The sequence below is a fragment of the Caballeronia sp. LP006 genome (genome assembly GCF_031450995.1).
Taxonomy (GTDB): domain Bacteria; phylum Pseudomonadota; class Gammaproteobacteria; order Burkholderiales; family Burkholderiaceae; genus Caballeronia.
In genome coordinates this window covers 602,781-618,584 of sequence record NZ_JARTVW010000003.1, presented here as the reverse complement: position 1 = coordinate 618,584, position 15,804 = coordinate 602,781, and the positions used below count along the sequence as shown (strand labels likewise).

Sequence of the window (15,804 nt, the reverse complement as noted above, 5' to 3'; positions counted from 1 at the left end):
CATCTCCAAGGAAGGTTGCAAAAACGGAAGGGTCAATGCTAACTTAAGTGGCGTCATGCGTGACCGTGACGCATGACGCCGTCACGCAATCGACTTCGGCATGCGCGGATTGCGCTGCAACGAAGGCGAGCGCTCGGTGATACGCGGCCCGGCGTGCGCCTCGGCAACATCACCGGCCGCGAATTGTCTTCGATAAGCGACGGGCGTGAGGTCCTTCATCGCCTTGAATTGCCGGTTGAAGTTGGCGACATTCGGAAACCCGGAGCGCGCCGCGACGACGGACACCGGCGCGGACGTATGCGCGAGCATGCGGCAGGCATGTCCGATTCTGACCCGCGTGATGTATCGTCCCACGCTCTCGCCCATGTGCTGCTCGAAGTAGCGCGCAAGCGAACGTTCCGACACGTTGGCCGCCTCGCAAAGCTCGGAAAGACGCAGCGGTTCGGCAAAGCGCGAGTCGATCATCGAGAGTACGCGGTTGATGCGTTCCGGTTCGTGACCCGAAGGACCGTCCGTACGCTCGTTGAACGCAGCAGGCGATGCAAGCGGTCGACCAGGCGCTTCCGCCAGCGAGCAAAGCACGTTCAGCGCGGCGCCCAGGCGTTCGCGGGGCGCGTTGCAAAGCAGCTTGTCGAGTTGCGTGCGCATCGCGTCGCCGACTTCCTCACCGAACGCCAGTCCGCACGCGGCTCGGCGCAAGAGGTCGCGCAAGGGTGTGTATTCGGGGCAGACATCCGCGAGCCGCCGCGCCCATTCGCCACTGAACCAGATCACGATGGCGACCTGAGGCACGCTCGAATCGATCGAACGGTTCGACGCCCACGTATGCGGGAGATTCGGCGGCACGAGCACCAGATCCGCGTCGGCGTAACCCTCGATCGAATCGCCGATATAACGCTTGCCGTGGCTGTTGAGCGTGAGCGTCAACTCGTATTCGGGATGATGGTGCCATTCGAAAAGAATGCGCGGCAGACGCCGGTGGTAAACCCTCACCGAACATTCATCACCGAATTCGACGTGTTCGTATGCGGGTTTCATGGCAGAAGACGCGAAGAAGTTGTCCGGATGGTATCACTTCTGCAGGCGTGATCGGCCTATTCTGCCGGTATGGCAAAACCCATACGGAGACAACCATGGCACTTGAAATTGACGATTTGCCGGCAACCATCCGGCAGGCCAAACGAGCGCTTCGCGAGCGGCTGCCGAACTATCGCGAAGTCTTCGCCGAAGTGGAAGAAGCAATCCACGCCGAGGCCAGCGAGATTGCCGAGCGACGTAATCGCGGCGAGAACGTCATCCCTGAAATCCAGTTCTCCGAGATCGCGCAGCAGCGTGTGAGCGCGGAGCAGATCGCACTCATCAAGTCGCGTGGTGCGTGCGTGATCCGCAATGTGTTCGAAGCATCGCGCGTCGAACAATGGGACCGCGATATCGCGGAGTATGTCGAGCGCAACGACCTCGATACGCGACTGCAGAACCGCGCCGAGGACAAATACTTCGGCCAGCTCGCCTCGAGCAAGCCGCAGATTTACGGCGTGTACTGGTCGAAGCCGCAGGTGCTGGCACGGCAGGCGCCTTCCTTGACTGCGGCGCGCGTGTTCCTCAACCGCTTGTGGCGCGTCGAGAGCCAAGGCCGCGTTCATTTCGATCCCGAGCGCGTGCCGGTGTATGCCGACCGCATGCGTCGACGTCCGCCCGGCTCCGAGTCGTTGGGTCTGTCCGCGCATTGCGACGGCGGCTCGGTCGAACGATGGATCGAAGCAAATTTCCGCAAGGTGTACCGGCATGTGTTCGACGGCAACTGGCGTCAATATGACCCATTCGACGCCGCGTTCCGGCCGGATGTCGAGGAGATCGCGTCCCCCGCGGTGTGCTCCATGTTCCGCACGTTTCAAGGATGGACCGCGCTCACGCCGCAAGGTCCGGGCGACGGCACGTTGCAGCTCGTGCCGATTGCGAACTCGATGGCGTATATCCTGTTGCGCGCCCTTCAGGACGATGTCGCCGACGACGACCTGTGCGGCGCCATGCCCGGCCGCGCGCTTTCCATCAAGCCCGAATTTCATGCACCGCTTTTCGAAGCGTTGTCTTCGATCCCGCACATGCGGGCGGGCGACACCGTCTTCTGGCACAGCGACGTGATCCACGCCGTGGAAGACGCGCATCGCGGCGCGGGCTACAGCAACGTGATGTATATCGCTTCGGCGCCTGCGTGCGCCAAGAACGACGAATATCTCAAGCGCCAATTGCCCGCTTTCCTCGAAGGCAGAAGCCCGCCCGACTTTCCCGCCGATCACTTCGAGGTCGACTTCGTCGGACGCGCCACGATGCAAGACCTGACGCCGCTCGGCAAAGCGCAACTCGGGTTCGATCTTTAAAGCTCATGAGTCGTCGATAAAACGGGCGCACGCCATCGCAACCAGGACCGAATAAAAGCCTTCAAATCCGCTTCCACTGCCCGTACTTCGCCACCTGCGATTCATCGAAGGAGAAGCCGAGGCCGGGCGCGTCGTGCAGCTTGACGCGCCCGTTCTCATGCGACAACTGGCGGTCCACCAGACGGCGGAAGTTGAGCACCTGATCGTCCCAGAAATATTCGACGTAGCGCGCGTTCGGCGTGGCAGCAACGAGCGGCGCGTGCAGGTCGTGGAACCAGTGCGGACACATCACGACACCATGACTTGCCGCCGTCGCCGCGATCTTGCGCCATTCGGTAATGCCGCCGCATACGGCCGCATCCGATTGCAGAATCGCGGCCGCGCCCTGGTCGAGCAATTCCTTGTGATACCAGCGGCCATAGCCGATCTCGCCCGTCGCCACCGGAATGCGCGTGGCCTTCGCAAGCCTCGCGTGATTGTCGACATCGTCTGGCGAAAAGGGCTCTTCGATGAAGTACGGATCGTATTGCTCGATGCGGCGCACATGCTGCAAGGCCTGCGTGAGATCGGTCCAGCCGTTGTTCATGTCGATCATCAGTTCGACGTCCGGCCCGACGGCTTCGCGTGCCGCCTTCACGCGCCGCTCCTCTTCCTGCGGCGACAAACGCCCGCCTTTCATCTTCACCGCCCGAAAACCCATCTCCACGTAGCCGGCCATTTCCTCGCCGAGCTTTTCAGGTGTCTTGCCGTCGAGATAGTAGCCACCGCTCGCGTAGGCCGGCACGCTTTCGAGCTCGTTCGCGCCGAGATACTTGTGCAAGGCCACGCCATGCGTGCGCGCGTTGAGATCCCACAGCGCGACATCGAGAATGGACAGCGCACGCATCACGGTGCCCGCGCGTCCTTGCAACAGCGCTTCGTTATACATCGTCTGCCAGAGTCCTTCCACAGCGTACGAGTCGCGGCCGATCAGCACCGGCGCGAGCAACTGCTCCACCGCCACGGTCAGCAATTCGCCCGCCGCGCTGCCGATATAGCAAAAGCCGATGCCTTCGACGCCATCGGTGGAGCGCACCTTGACGAGGCCGTAATGACGCGTGGACACCGTGCGCGTCGAAAAGGACGTGACGCGATCGAGCGGCACCGCGGCCGCGCATACGGCGATGGATTCGATGATAGGCATGGCTGTCTCCCTGTATTGTCGTCAAGAACCGCAAGAACGAGTCTGATGACATGCGCGCCGCAGAAGAAGTATCCTTTGGCTTCTTCAAACCCAAAATTTTTTATCGATGGACTCGCGCTATCTGCAGAGCTTCGTGTTCGTCGTCGAACTGGGTTCGATCGCGGAAGCCGCGCGCAGGCTCGATCTGACGCCCGCCGCCGTCGCGCAACGCGTCAAGATGCTGGAAGCCGAACTCGGCGCCACGCTCGTGCGTCGCTCGGGCCGCACGGTGGGCGCGACGGAAGCCGGCGAGCGCATTCTCGCGCGGGCGCGAGCGGTGCTGCACGACATTCGTGACTTGCGTTCGGACATCGAGGACACGGATCAATTAGGCGGTCAACTGCGTCTTGGCGGCATGGCGACGATGATGGGCAGCCTCATTCCCGACGCGCTCGCGGTACTGCTCGGTCATCATCCGCAGATGGACTTCTACCTGGAGCCGGGCACGTCGCTCGATCTTTATCGCAAGGTGACGGCAGGCGATCTCGATGCCGCCGTGATCGCGCAACCGCTTTTCAATCTCCCGAAAAGCTGCGACTGGCATACGTTTCGCACGGAGCCGCTCGTGCTTCTGACGCCCGCCGCGATGAACGTCAACGACGTCCACGCCACCTTGCTTTCAGAACCCTTCATTCGCTACGACCGTAACGTGGTCGGCGGCCAACTCGCGGATGCGTATTTACGGCAGCAAGGCATCAAGCCGAATCAGCGCTGCGAACTCGATGGCCTCGCGGCCATCGCCACGCTGGTCGATCGCGGGCTGGGCGTCTCGCTCGTGCCGGATTGGGCGCCGCACGAGTATCCGGGCATTTCCGTGCGCAAGTGGGCGCTGCCCAACGCGGCGCCCAAGCGTCTCGTCGGCTTGTTATGGGGACGTTCATGCGCGCGCATCCGGCTCGTGCAGGCGTTTCTCGGCGCGGCGGACTCTATCGAACGGACGCGGCACGGATCGGGCAAACCGAAGCAATAGTCACGTCCGGAAGCAAGAAGTTCTATGGTTTGAAGCAAGCGCGAACGTGTCGCGGCAACGCAAGCCAGCCGCGATAATGCGGACACACCTACAGGAGACGCCAGCAACATGAGCGACACATTCAAGAAAAAGTCCGGCGCTGAACAAGACCCGCAACCCGGCGGCCTGCGCAAATCGCTGACGAGCTACGGCGACAGCGGCTTCTCGCTCTTTCTGCGCAAGGCTTTCATCAAGGGCGCGGGCTATACGGACAGCGCGCTCGACCGGCCGGTGATCGGCATCGTCAACACGGGCAGCGCGTATAACCCGTGTCATGGCAACGCGCCGCAGCTGATCGAGGCCGTCAAGCGCGGCGTCATGCTCGCGGGCGGCCTGCCAATGGACTTCCCGACCATCTCCATTGCCGAATCGTTCTCGCAGCCCACCAGCATGTATCTGCGCAACCTCATGTCGATCGACACCGAGGAGATGATTCGCGCGCAGCCCATGGACGCCGTCGTGCTGATCGGCGGATGCGACAAGACCGTGCCCGCGCAACTGATGGGCGCGGCATCGGCGAATATCCCGGCGATCCAGCTCATCACCGGTTCCATGCTGACGGGCGCGCATCGCGGCGAGCGCGTGGGCGCATGCACCGATTGCCGGCGCTATTGGGGACGTTTTCGCGCGGAGGAGATCGACGAGACGGAAATCGCGGCGGTCAACAACCAGCTCGTCGCGAGCGTGGGCACGTGTTCGGTGATGGGCACGGCAAGCACCATGGCGTGTATTGCCGAAGCGCTCGGCATGACCGTTCCGGGCGGCGCCGCGCCGCCCGCGGTGACATCGGACCGCATGCGCGTCGCCGAAATGACCGGCACGCAAGCCGTGCAGATGGCGAAGGACGACCTCACCATCGACAAGATCCTCACCGCCGATGCCTTCGAGAACGCCATGCGCGTGCTGCTGGCTATCGGCGGTTCGACCAATGGCATCGTGCATCTGACCGCCATTGCCGGACGCATGGGCTACGACGTCGATCTGAAAGCGCTCGACCGCATGGGCCGAGAGACGCCCGTGCTGCTCGATCTGAAGCCGTCCGGCTCGCATTACATGGAGGATTTTCATAAGGCGGGCGGCATGGCCACGCTGCTGCGCGAACTCAAGCCGCTTCTCAATCTGAACGCGCTGACCGTCACGGGCCGCACGCTCGGCGAGGAGATCGAAGCGGCGGGTCCGGCCTTCGTGCAGGATGTCGTGCGCTCGTTCGACAACCCGATCTATCCGCAAGGCGGTATTGCCGTCCTAGAAGGCAATCTCGCGCCGGGCGGCGCGATCATCAAGCAATCGGCGGCGAACGCCGAACTCATGGAGCACGAGGGCCGCGCGGTGGTGTTCGAGAACGGCGCGGACTTGGCCACGCGCATCGATTCCGCCGATCTCGACGTCAACGCCGATGACATTCTGGTGCTCAAGAACATCGGTCCGAAGGGCGCGCCCGGCATGCCGGAAGCCGGGTACATTCCGATCCCGCGCAAGCTCGCGACGGCGGGCGTCAAGGACATGGTGCGCATCTCCGATGGCCGCATGAGCGGCACCGCATTCGGCACGATCGTGCTGCACGTGACGCCCGAATCGGCGATCGGCGGGCCGCTTGCGCACGTGCAGACGGGCGACCGCATTCGCCTGTCCGTGTCGAAGCGCGAGATCAGCCTGCTGATCAGCGACGAGGCACTCGCTGCGCGTGCGGCCCGACATCCCGTGACGATACCGACAGCGGAGCGTGGATACCGCAAGCTGTTTCTCGATACGGTGACGCAAGCGGATAAAGGCGTCGACTTCGATTTCTTGCGCGCGACGGAGAAGCGCGGCACGACGCCAAGAAGCTAGACGCGTCATGCTGAAGCACGCCAGGGCCGCTTTCGAGCGGCCTTTTTTGCGTTCACGGGAAACGTCCGCATAAGACACAAGAAATTTTTGTCTTTGAAGCAAGCGCACCCTTGTTCTTCCATATCCAACCCACGGCGATACTGGCGCGACCCTCGAACGACACCGGAGACGCTTGCCATGACTACATCAAAGACCTTTCAGGGCGCGCTGTCGCCCGTTCTCACGCCATTCGACGATAACGGCGCGCCATCGGCCGAGCGTCTGATTCGCCACTGCCGCGCGTTGCTCGACGACGATGTCGGGCTGGCCGTGTTCGGCACGAATTCCGAGGCCAACTCCATGTCCGTCGCGGAGAAGCGCGGACTGCTCGATGCGCTCATCGGCGCAGGCCTGCCCGCTGCACGCATGATGCCTGGCACCGGCGCGTGTGCGTTGCCGGACACCATCGAACTCACGCGTCATGCGGTAGCGAACGGCTGTGGCGGCGTGCTGATGCTGCCGCCGTTCTACTACAAGGGCGTGAGCGACGAAGGACTGTTCCGCGCATACGCCACCGTGATAGACGCTGTCGCCGATGCGCGTCTGAAGATTTATCTCTATCACATTCCGCCGGTCGCGCAGGTGCCGTTGAGCCTTGCACTCATCGAACGCTTGCTGAAGGCGTATCCGGGCACCATTGCGGGCATCAAGGACAGCTCGGGCGACTGGAACAACACGTCGGCCGTGATCGATGCTTTCGCGTCCACGGGCTTCGAAGTCTTCGCGGGCAGCGAGACGTTCCTGTTGCGCACGTTGCAAGCGGGCGGCGCGGGTTGCATCACCGCGACGGGCAACGTGAATGCGGCGGCCATCGGCAAGCTCGCGCGCGAATGGCGCGCCGTCGATGCGCCCGCACAGCAACGCCGCCTAGACGAAACGCGCGCGGTGTTCCAGCGCTTCCCAATGATCGCCGCGATGAAAGCGGCCATTGCATGGCAATCCGGCGATGAAGGCTGGGCGAATTTGCGCCCGCCGCTCGTCGAGCTCGATGGCACGCAACGCGTGCAGCTTGAAAACGCGCTGGACGCCATCGGCTTTTCCATTCCGCATGCCAATCAGCTCGGCGTTCGCGAACCCGCGCACTGAACCGCCGTACAACCATACGAATAAATACGGAGACAAATCTTGTACGACAGCCCTTCACTTCCCGCCTCGATAGCAACCGACGACGCCGATTCCATCTTTCGCCGCGTTGCGCTGCGCTTCATGCCGCTCTTGTTCGTCGGCTACGTGGTCGCTTATCTGGATCGCGTCAACGTCGGCTTCGCCAAGCTGCAGATGCTGAATTCGTTGCATCTGAGCGAAGCCGTGTACGGCCTCGGTGCGGGGTTGTTCTTCGTTGGCTACTTCTTTTTCGAGGTACCGAGCAACCTTCTGCTGCATCGCATCGGCGCGCGGCGCTGGATCGCGCGGATCATGATTACCTGGGCCGCGTTATCGATGGCCACTGCCTGGGTCTCCACGCCCATGCAGTTCTACGCCGTGCGGTTTCTGCTCGGTGTCGCGGAAGCGGGCTTCTTTCCGGGCATGGTGCTGTATCTGACCTACTGGTTCCCCTCGCATCGGCGCGGCAAGATGATTGCGCTCCTGATGGCGGGCAATCCGGTGTCGGGGCTTATCGGCGGACCGGCGTCCGGCTGGATCATGCATTCGATGAGCGGCGTGGGTGGCTTCGAAGGTTGGCAGTGGCTCTTCATCATCGAAGCGGTGCCGTCCATCGTGCTCGGCTTCGTGATCCTGAAGCATCTCGATGACCGCGTCGCCGACGCCACCTGGCTCTCCGAACCCAAAAAGCGCGTGATCCTCGATGAAATCGCCGCCGATACCGCCACGCAAACGCACGGCTCGGTGCGCGCGGTGTTCACGTCGGCGCGCGTGTACCTGATGTGCCTGATTCTCTTCGGCATTGTCATGGGTTCGTACGCAATCGGCTTCTGGCAGCCGACCATCCTGCGTTCGACGGGTATAGAAGACGCGTTCATCATCGGCCTTCTGACGATGATTCCGTATTCCGTCGCCCTCGTCGCGATGATCCTCACCGGCAAGCACGCCGACCGCACACGCGAGCGGCGCTGGCACGTCGCGCTGCCCGCGCTCATTGCCGGAGCGGGCTTCGTGCTGTGCGCGCTCTTCGGCGCGTCATCGGCGATATCGGTGGCCGGCCTCACGCTCGCGACTGCGGGCGTCATCACCGCGCTGCCGATGTTCTGGGCGCTGCCCACGGCGTTTCTCGGCGGCACGGGCGCGGCGGCGGGCATCGCGCTCATCAACTGCACGGGCAATCTTGCCGGATTCGTAAGCCCGGCCGTGATCGGCTGGCTCAAATCGATCACGCATTCGCTTTCGTCGGGACTGTTCGTGGTTGCGGCTTCGCTTGCGTTGTCCGCGTTGCTGATCTTCGTCTTCGTGCCGGCGAAGCTCGTCAACAAGTAAGGATTGACGATGACCGCCAACGACACGAATGTGCCACCCGTTTTGCGGATAGGCGAGTTTCCTGCCATTGCCGAGGCCTTGCTGAAAGAGCGCCTCGCTCTACACACGCTCGCCGAGATCGGCGCTGACGACGCGCTCCGCGCGCGCATCGGCGCTATCGTCACACGGTCCAACTACGACATCGACATCGCGCTCGTCGAACGATTACCCGCGCTGCGCATCATTGCGACGAGCGGCGTCGGCTTCGACCGCATTCCGGTCGAGTTTGCGCGCGAACGCGGCATCGTCGTGACCAACACGCCCGATCTGCTCAACGCGGCCGTCGCCGAACTGACGATAGGACTCGTGCTCGCGATGCTAAGGCAACTGCCGCGCGCCGACCGCTTCGTGCGCGATGGCGCGTGGTCGAACGGCGTACTGCCGCTCGGCTCGAACCTGGCGGGCAAGCGCGTCGGGATCGTCGGCATGGGGCGCGTCGGCAAAGAGATCGCGCGAAGACTCGCGCCGTTCCGTGTCGAGATCGCGTACTTCGGGCGCGCGCGTCAGGCGTTGCCGTTCGAATGGTTCGAGACGCCCGTTCAGCTTGCGCGCTGGTCGGACATTCTGATCGCAAGTTGTCCGGGCGGCAGCGCGACGCGTCATCTGATCGATGCTACCGTGCTCGACGCGCTTGGGTCCAAGGGCATGCTCGTGAACATTGCGCGCGGTTCCGTCGTGGATGAAGCGGCGCTGATTGCAGCGCTGGAACGCAAGGCGCTCGCGGGCGCCGCGCTCGATGTCTTCGAGCACGAACCGCTCAACGATTCGCCTTTGCGACAGTTGGACAATGCCGTGCTGAGCCCGCATATCGGCAGCGCGACGCATGAGACGCGGCTTGCAATGGCCAAACTCACCGCCGACAACGTCGTCTCGTTCTTCACGACAGGACGGGCATTGACGCCCGTCCATATCGAGTGATTAGAACTGATACAGCGTGGCGGGCGTATCGACGAGAATGCGCTTGCGCGTCGCTTCATCCGGCACGACGTTGGCGAAAAGGTCCGCGAGCAAGGCATCATCGGGAATGCGGTTCAACGGCTGCTCCGTCGGATGCGGCCAGTCGCTTCCCCACAGCACGCGCTCCGGCGCGACGTGAGCAAAGCCCGCCGCGAGCGCGACGCTATCCGCATACGAAGGCGGCCCGACCTGCGTCTCGTTGTAGAAGCCGATCAGCTTCACGTACGCCTTCCCGCTCGTCAGCAACTCGGAGACCATCTGAAAAGAAGCCTGATGCACGGCATCGGGTTCCGGCACGTGCGCAAGATGATCGAATACGACCGGACACGGCAAGTCGTACCACGTGCTTCGCGCCTGCATCAAAAACGCAGCGGGTGCGTTCACCTGCACATGCCACCCCATTGGCGCAATACGAGCCGCAAGCGGCTTCACCATATCGAGCGTGGTCGTTCCCGGTGGCGCGAGATTGAAGCGGATACCGCGCACGCCAGCGCGATCCAAGGCTTCGAGTTCCGTCTGCGTCACGCTCGTATTGACGACCGCGATGCCGCGTGCGCGTCCGTTGAAGCGCGCGATGGATTCGACGAGCAGACGGTTATCGACGCCATAACTCGACGGCTGGATGATGACATTGCGTGTCGTGCCGATGCGCTTTTGCAGTTGCCGATAATCGTCGACAGTTGCATCGCCGGGCTTGAGCGTCGCTTCGGGTGCCCACGGATAGCGATGATCGTAGATGTGATGATGGCAGTCGGTCGCATCGGGCGGCATCGCGAGCTTCGTGCGCTCGGTGCCGGTGGACCATTTCACTTGCTGCGCGTCACTCTGTACTCGCGTTTCTGCGCAACCGCTCAATGCCAAACCACCCGCTGATGCAACGAGCGCACTCAGCGCTTTCAGCGTCTCGCGACGCTTGCAATTCAACTTCGACAAGGCTGTCTCCTGTTTTATTCGAATGTGCCTGCACGTATCAATCGATGCGCTGCGTGTCTCCCTCGAACTCGCGAAGACAACCGAAGCCGCCATGAAACAGCGCCTCGGTCGCGTCTTCCGCTTCGCGCGATGAGGAGATTTCCAGCGCATGCGTCTGCGCGTCGTCCTCCGGTCGATAGCCGAGCGCACGCGCATTCGCATTGCTCCAGCGATTGCGCGCATTGTCGGACACGCCATAAACGATGACGAAGTGATAGTCCGGCGCATCGATAGCGCGACGCGTCAATTGCACCATGTCGCGATGGCTGATCCACGAATAAAGGTGGCGCGGCTCGGTCGGCTTGTCGTCGGGACGAAACGAACCGATGCGCAAACACGCCACCGACATGCCGTACTTGTCGGCATACAAACGCCCGAGCGCTTCGCCGAACGCCTTCGACACACCATAGCGGCTGTCGGGACGAACCATGACCGTGTCGTCGATCATCCTGTCGCGCCGATGAAAGCCCACCGCATGATTCGAACTCGCGAACACCACGCGTTTCACGCCCGCCTCGCGCGCCGCCTCGAAGACGTTGTAGCAGCCGTCGATGTTCATGTCGCGAATCTTCTGCCACGTGTCCTCGTCGGGAATGCCCGCGAGATGCACGACCACATCGACGCCCTGCATGATCTCGCGCAAGCGCTCGGGACGCGTGATGTCGGCAGTGACGATCTCCTCATGCTCCCCCGCGCTCGCTTGCGGCGCGATGTCCGCAAGGCGTAGCGCGTAATGGCCCGCGAATCCGGCGCGTAGCACGCGGCCGATGAGTCCGGCCGCGCCCGTGATCAAAACCCGTTTCATGCGTTGTCTCTCCGTGTTTATCGCAAGGATTGGCTTGCGATGCCGAGTTCGGATGCGCGACGGTTATGCACGAAAAGCACCATGGCGATGACGCCGGTGAAGTCGATCAGCGCGCCGAACAAGAACGCGCTGTGATAGCCGCCGAAGTATTGGATGAGAACCCCTGTCAGCGCCGGTCCGATGATGCCCGACAGGTTGCTCAAGAAGTGGATGAAGCCACCCACGCCGCCCTGCCGATGCAGCGGCAGAATCTCGTGCTGAATTGCCCAGATGGCCTGGCACGAACCGGTGAGGAACAGGAGCGCCGCCGCGATGAGCGCGACCGCCGCCACGAGCGAAGTGGCCGACGTGATGCACAGCACGGCGACACCGGACAGCGCGAGCGGAATCGTCGCGACGAGCTTGCGCGCCTTCACGGGATCGTCCATGCGACGATAAATCCAGTCGCCTACCAGCCCGCCGCCGAAGTAACCAATGGCGCCGCAAATCCACGGAATGGACGTGATGATGCTCATCTGCTTGAGGTCGAGATGCATCACGTTGGTCAGATAGCTCGGCAACCACGAGATGAACACGTACTGTGTGTAGTTCACGGCGAAGAGACCCGCGCCGAGCGCGAGCGTGCTCGGGCGGCGCAGATACGCGCCGAGCGTCATGCCGTCGTCCTCCACGTTCGCGGCTTCGGCAATGGAACGGCTCTCGTCGATCATGCGACGTTCGTCATCGCGCACGCGCGCGTTTTGCGCGGGTTTGTCGGTCACGAAGATGCGCCACACCACGAGCCACAGGAAGCCGAGCACGGCGATCACGATGAACGACGTGCGCCAGTCGAACGCATACGCGATCAGACCGACCACCGGTCCCGCAATGGCATTGCCGAGTGTCTGTCCGGAGAACGTGAAGCCGATCATTGTCGAGGTCTCGTGACGCGGAAACCAGTTCGAGATCGTGCGATTCGTGTTGGAGCTCATCGGCCCTTCGCCAATGCCGAAGAACACGCGGCATACGAGCAGCGAGACGAATCCGGTCGCGGCCGCTGTGAGTCCGCAGAACAGCGACCAGATGCCCATGGCGTAAGTGAACACGCGCACGGTGCCCCACTTGTCGGAGAAATAGCCGCCGAGAAAGGAGAAGATGGAATAGCCGATGAAGAAGCTGCTGAAGATGATGCCGAGTTGCGAGGGCGAAAGATCGAGCGTCTTGCCAACGATGGGCGCGACGATGCCGAGCGCCGCGCGATCCATGTAGTTGATCGCGCCTGCCGTGAATAGCAGGCCCGCGACCACATAGCGGTATTTGCCGGTCTTCATATGTCTCCTTGACTGCTTTAGTTATGGAGCGGCCATGAAGCCCTCGGCCGCGAAGGTCCTGCCTTGCCGATGCTGTCGCGTCTAAATCCTCACTCTCAACTCATGATGCCGATCTGCCACGGCACGAATTCGTGATCGCCGAGGCCGAGCAGTTCGCTCTTGCTGCGCTCGCCCGAAGCGGTGGCGAGCAGCGCTTCGAAGATGACCTGCCCCATGCTTTCGATGCTCGCTTCGCCGTCGAGAATGGCGCCGCAATTCAGGTCCATGTCTTCGGTGAGACGACGATACATCGGCGTGTTGGTGGCGAGCTTGATCGATGGCACGGGCTTCGCGCCAAACATGGAACCTCGCCCCGTCGTGAACGCGATGAGGTTCGCGCCACCCGCGATCTGTCCGGTCGCGGAGACCGGATCGAAGCCCGGCGTATCCATGAAAACGAGGCCGTTTTGCGTCACGTGCTCGGCGTAGCGATACACCTCCATGAGCGGCGTGGTGCCGCCTTTCATCGACGAACCGATCGATTTCTCGAAGATGTTGGCGAGGCCGCCGACCTGATTGCCCGGACTCACCTTGCCGTTGATCTGCACATCGCGACCGACCGAATATTCTTCCTTCCACCAGCGGATGCGATCCACGAGTTTCTCGCCCACCGCGCGGCTCACGGCGCGGCGCGTCAGCGTATGTTCGACGCCATAGACCTCGGGCGTTTCCGACAGGATGGCGGTGCCGCCGTGGCGCACGAGAATGTCCATTGCGGCGCCGAGCGCGGGATTCGCGCTGATCGAGGAAAAGCCGTCCGAACCGCCGCATTGCAGGCCGATCTTCAGATGGCTCGCATCGACCGTGCTGCGCGTGACGTCGTTGGCGCGCGGCAGCAACGCCTTCACAGCTTCAATGCCCGCCTCGATGGTTTTGCGCGTGCCGCCGGTTTCCTGCATCGTGAAGGTATGCAGTCGCGAACTTGCGCTCAAATGCTCCTGATCGAGCAGGCCTTGCAACTGATTGCGTTCGCAACCCAGTCCGACGATAAGTGCCGCCGCGAGATTCGCGTGGCGCGCGTAGCCGGCCATCGTGCGGCGCAGCAGTTGCATGGGCTCGCCGCTCATCTCCATGCCGCAGCCGATCGAATGGCTGAACGCCACCACGCCATCCACGTTCGGGTAATCCGCAAGACGCTCGCGCGTGAACCATTCCGCGATCTTGTGCACGACCGTGGCCGAGCAATTCACGGTGGAGAGAATGCCGATGTAATTGCGCGTCGCCACGCTGCCATCCGCGCGCACGATGCCCTGAAACGTCGCGCGCTTCCCGACAGGCAACTGCTCGACCGCGCGATAGTCCTCGCCATAGGCGTAGTCGCGATCGAAGTCGCGGAACTCGACGTTGTGTCCGTGAACCAGCGTGCCCGGTGCGATATCGGCGGCGGCGAAACCGATCACCACGTTGTATTTGCGGATCGGCTCGCCTTGCCGGATGGCGCGGGCGGCGATCTTGTAGCCTGCCGTGACCTGGCTTCGGCTCACGAAGTCTTCGGCATCCACGCGCGTGCCCATCGCTACATCCGTGCGGGCAATCACGACGTTGTCATTGGAATGAAGACGGATCACCGGGCCGACGACGCGCTTTTCGGACTGCTCGATCATGGGTTTTGTATAAGTTATGCGCCGCGAGTACGCGCCTGATGGACCGCTTCATGAAGTACTGGATGGACCACTCGCTGCGCCAATCATACGGATCGGGGATTTGCTATGGTTTGCTTGAGAAGCAAGAAATTTTTTAGTCCGGCGCGCTAATCTGCGGGCTGAGACACCGCGAGCGCCGGGACCGCCGCCGCGCCGACGCTGATAACAAGGAGACATCTCATGTGGCAACAGACCGAACGCTATCCCGACCCGCGCGTGATTTCGCTCGATCCATCCTTCGATCGCTATCGTGTGGCGTTCTCCGCGGTCGAGCGGCTTGCAACGGGCTTTCGGTTCACGGAAGGTCCGGTCTGGTTCGGCGATGGCCGCTTCCTCTTGTTCAGCGATATCCCGAGTAACCGCATGCTGCGCTGGGAGGAGGAAACGGGTGCGGTGAGCGTGTATCGCGCTGCATCGAACCATGCGAATGGCAACACGCGTGACCGGCAAGGACGGCTCATCACGTGTGAACACGGGCGCCGCATCACGCGCACGGAATACGACGGCCGCATAACGGTGCTGATGGATTCGTTCGATGGCAAGCCGCTCAATTCGCCTAACGATGTCGTCGTCAAGTCCGACGGTTCGATCTGGTTCACCGATCCGCCCATGGGCATCTGGGGCCACTATGAAGGCAACAAGGCCGAGCCGGAACTGCCGCATTCGATCTATCGCATCGACGCAAAGACGCTCGAAGCGAGCCTTGTCACGGCGGATCTGAAAGGACCGAACGGTCTGTGTTTTTCGGCCGACGAGAAACTGCTTTACGTGACCGAATCGCGCGGCGTGCCGAACAAGCTCATCCACGTGTACGACGTGTCGGAGGACGGGCGCGGTATCGGCCGGGGACGCGTGTTTTACGACGCGGGCGTGGGAACGGTGGACGGCATACGCGTCGATGTCGACGGCAACTTGTGGTGCGGCTGGGGCATGGGCAGCGACGAACTCGACGGCGTGATGATTCTTTCGCCTGCGGGCAAGCCGATCGGACGCATCGCCCTGCCCGAGCGATGCGCCAATCTATGCTTCGGCGGACCGAAGCGCAACCGTCTCTTCATGGCGGCGTCGCAGTCGATCTATTCGGTGTACGTGAACACGCAGGGCGTCGCGAACGTTTAGCGCGAGCGC

The 15,804-nt window shown here is 62.5% G+C and carries 13 protein-coding genes; 7 read left to right on the top strand and 6 right to left on the bottom strand.

Annotated features, from left to right (window positions below):
• Window positions 1-81: 81 nt before the first annotated feature.
• Complete coding sequence (locus tag P9250_RS07410) at window positions 82-1,038, bottom strand: AraC family transcriptional regulator (RefSeq protein ID WP_310392084.1); 957 nt, start codon at window positions 1,036-1,038, stop codon at window positions 82-84.
• Between the two features lie 95 nt (window positions 1,039-1,133).
• Between P9250_RS07410 and P9250_RS07405 the strand changes: the two genes are divergently transcribed.
• Window positions 1,134-2,378 carry a DUF1479 domain-containing protein gene (locus tag P9250_RS07405; RefSeq protein ID WP_310392081.1) on the top strand — a complete coding sequence of 415 codons (1,245 nt, stop codon included), beginning with the start codon at window positions 1,134-1,136 and terminating at the stop codon, window positions 2,376-2,378.
• A gap of 61 nt (window positions 2,379-2,439) precedes the next feature.
• Here P9250_RS07405 and P9250_RS07400 read toward each other — a convergent pair whose 3' ends face one another.
• Window positions 2,440-3,561, bottom strand: coding sequence for a mandelate racemase/muconate lactonizing enzyme family protein (locus P9250_RS07400; protein WP_244830614.1), 1,122 nt, complete (start codon window positions 3,559-3,561; stop codon window positions 2,440-2,442).
• A 106-nt stretch (window positions 3,562-3,667) separates the two neighbouring features.
• Here P9250_RS07400 and P9250_RS07395 point away from each other — a divergent pair, with 106 nt between their 5' ends.
• The 5 genes from P9250_RS07395 to P9250_RS07375 all read left to right on the top strand — a co-directional run bounded on the left by P9250_RS07395 (window position 3,668) and on the right by P9250_RS07375 (window position 9,868).
• Window positions 3,668-4,570 (top strand): LysR substrate-binding domain-containing protein, encoded by a 903-nt coding sequence (locus P9250_RS07395; protein WP_244830616.1) that lies wholly within the window; start codon window positions 3,668-3,670, stop codon window positions 4,568-4,570.
• Between the two features lie 108 nt (window positions 4,571-4,678).
• The gene (locus P9250_RS07390) at window positions 4,679-6,439 is read left to right on the top strand and encodes an IlvD/Edd family dehydratase (RefSeq protein WP_310392079.1); all 1,761 of its coding nucleotides are present in this window, start codon (window positions 4,679-4,681) and stop codon (window positions 6,437-6,439) included.
• Window positions 6,440-6,616: 177 nt separating this feature from the next.
• Window positions 6,617-7,564, top strand: coding sequence for a dihydrodipicolinate synthase family protein (locus P9250_RS07385; RefSeq protein WP_310392077.1), 948 nt, complete (start codon window positions 6,617-6,619; stop codon window positions 7,562-7,564).
• A gap of 39 nt (window positions 7,565-7,603) precedes the next feature.
• Window positions 7,604-8,911 carry an MFS transporter gene (locus tag P9250_RS07380; RefSeq protein WP_310392075.1) on the top strand — a complete coding sequence of 436 codons (1,308 nt, stop codon included), beginning with the start codon at window positions 7,604-7,606 and terminating at the stop codon, window positions 8,909-8,911.
• Between the two features lie 9 nt (window positions 8,912-8,920).
• Entirely contained in the window at window positions 8,921-9,868 is a 948-nt protein-coding gene (locus P9250_RS07375) for a 2-hydroxyacid dehydrogenase (protein ID WP_310392073.1), read from the top strand.
• On the opposite strand, the gene P9250_RS07370 is transcribed toward P9250_RS07375, so the two are convergent.
• From P9250_RS07370 to P9250_RS07355, 4 genes are all read right to left on the bottom strand, one after another.
• A complete protein-coding gene (locus tag P9250_RS07370) occupies window positions 9,869-10,840 on the bottom strand; it encodes an amidohydrolase family protein (protein WP_310392071.1) in 972 nt (323 codons plus the stop codon).
• Window positions 10,841-10,877: 37 nt separating this feature from the next.
• On the bottom strand, window positions 10,878-11,684 hold the full coding sequence (locus P9250_RS07365) for an NAD(P)-dependent oxidoreductase (protein ID WP_310392069.1): 807 nt from the start codon (window positions 11,682-11,684) through the stop codon (window positions 10,878-10,880).
• 17 nt (window positions 11,685-11,701) lie between these two features.
• Window positions 11,702-12,994 carry an MFS transporter gene (locus P9250_RS07360; RefSeq protein WP_244830629.1) on the bottom strand — a complete coding sequence of 431 codons (1,293 nt, stop codon included), beginning with the start codon at window positions 12,992-12,994 and terminating at the stop codon, window positions 11,702-11,704.
• A gap of 95 nt (window positions 12,995-13,089) precedes the next feature.
• Window positions 13,090-14,637, bottom strand: a complete 1,548-nt coding sequence (locus P9250_RS07355; RefSeq protein WP_310392067.1) for an altronate dehydratase family protein — start codon at window positions 14,635-14,637, stop codon at window positions 13,090-13,092.
• Between the two features lie 219 nt (window positions 14,638-14,856).
• Here P9250_RS07355 and P9250_RS07350 point away from each other — a divergent pair, with 219 nt between their 5' ends.
• On the top strand, window positions 14,857-15,795 hold the full coding sequence (locus P9250_RS07350; protein ID WP_250494628.1) for an SMP-30/gluconolactonase/LRE family protein: 939 nt from the start codon (window positions 14,857-14,859) through the stop codon (window positions 15,793-15,795).
• Window positions 15,796-15,804 lie beyond the last annotated feature (9 nt).

Excerpts from the sequence above, each read along its gene's own strand:
- P9250_RS07350 (WP_250494628.1), top strand. The coding sequence starts at position 14,857 with ATGTGGCAACAGACCGAACGCTATCCCGACCCGCGCGTGATTTCGCTC.
- P9250_RS07355 (WP_310392067.1), bottom strand. The coding sequence starts at position 14,637 with ATGATCGAGCAGTCCGAAAAGCGCGTCGTCGGCCCGGTGATCCGTCTT.
- P9250_RS07390 (WP_310392079.1), top strand. The coding sequence starts at position 4,679 with ATGAGCGACACATTCAAGAAAAAGTCCGGCGCTGAACAAGACCCGCAA.
- P9250_RS07400 (WP_244830614.1), bottom strand. The coding sequence starts at position 3,561 with ATGCCTATCATCGAATCCATCGCCGTATGCGCGGCCGCGGTGCCGCTC.
- P9250_RS07395 (WP_244830616.1), top strand. The coding sequence starts at position 3,668 with ATGGACTCGCGCTATCTGCAGAGCTTCGTGTTCGTCGTCGAACTGGGT.
- P9250_RS07410 (WP_310392084.1), bottom strand. The coding sequence starts at position 1,038 with ATGAAACCCGCATACGAACACGTCGAATTCGGTGATGAATGTTCGGTG.
- P9250_RS07365 (WP_310392069.1), bottom strand. The coding sequence starts at position 11,684 with ATGAAACGGGTTTTGATCACGGGCGCGGCCGGACTCATCGGCCGCGTG.
- P9250_RS07385 (WP_310392077.1), top strand. The coding sequence starts at position 6,617 with ATGACTACATCAAAGACCTTTCAGGGCGCGCTGTCGCCCGTTCTCACG.
- P9250_RS07405 (WP_310392081.1), top strand. The coding sequence starts at position 1,134 with ATGGCACTTGAAATTGACGATTTGCCGGCAACCATCCGGCAGGCCAAA.
- P9250_RS07360 (WP_244830629.1), bottom strand. The coding sequence starts at position 12,994 with ATGAAGACCGGCAAATACCGCTATGTGGTCGCGGGCCTGCTATTCACG.
- P9250_RS07375 (WP_310392073.1), top strand. The coding sequence starts at position 8,921 with ATGACCGCCAACGACACGAATGTGCCACCCGTTTTGCGGATAGGCGAG.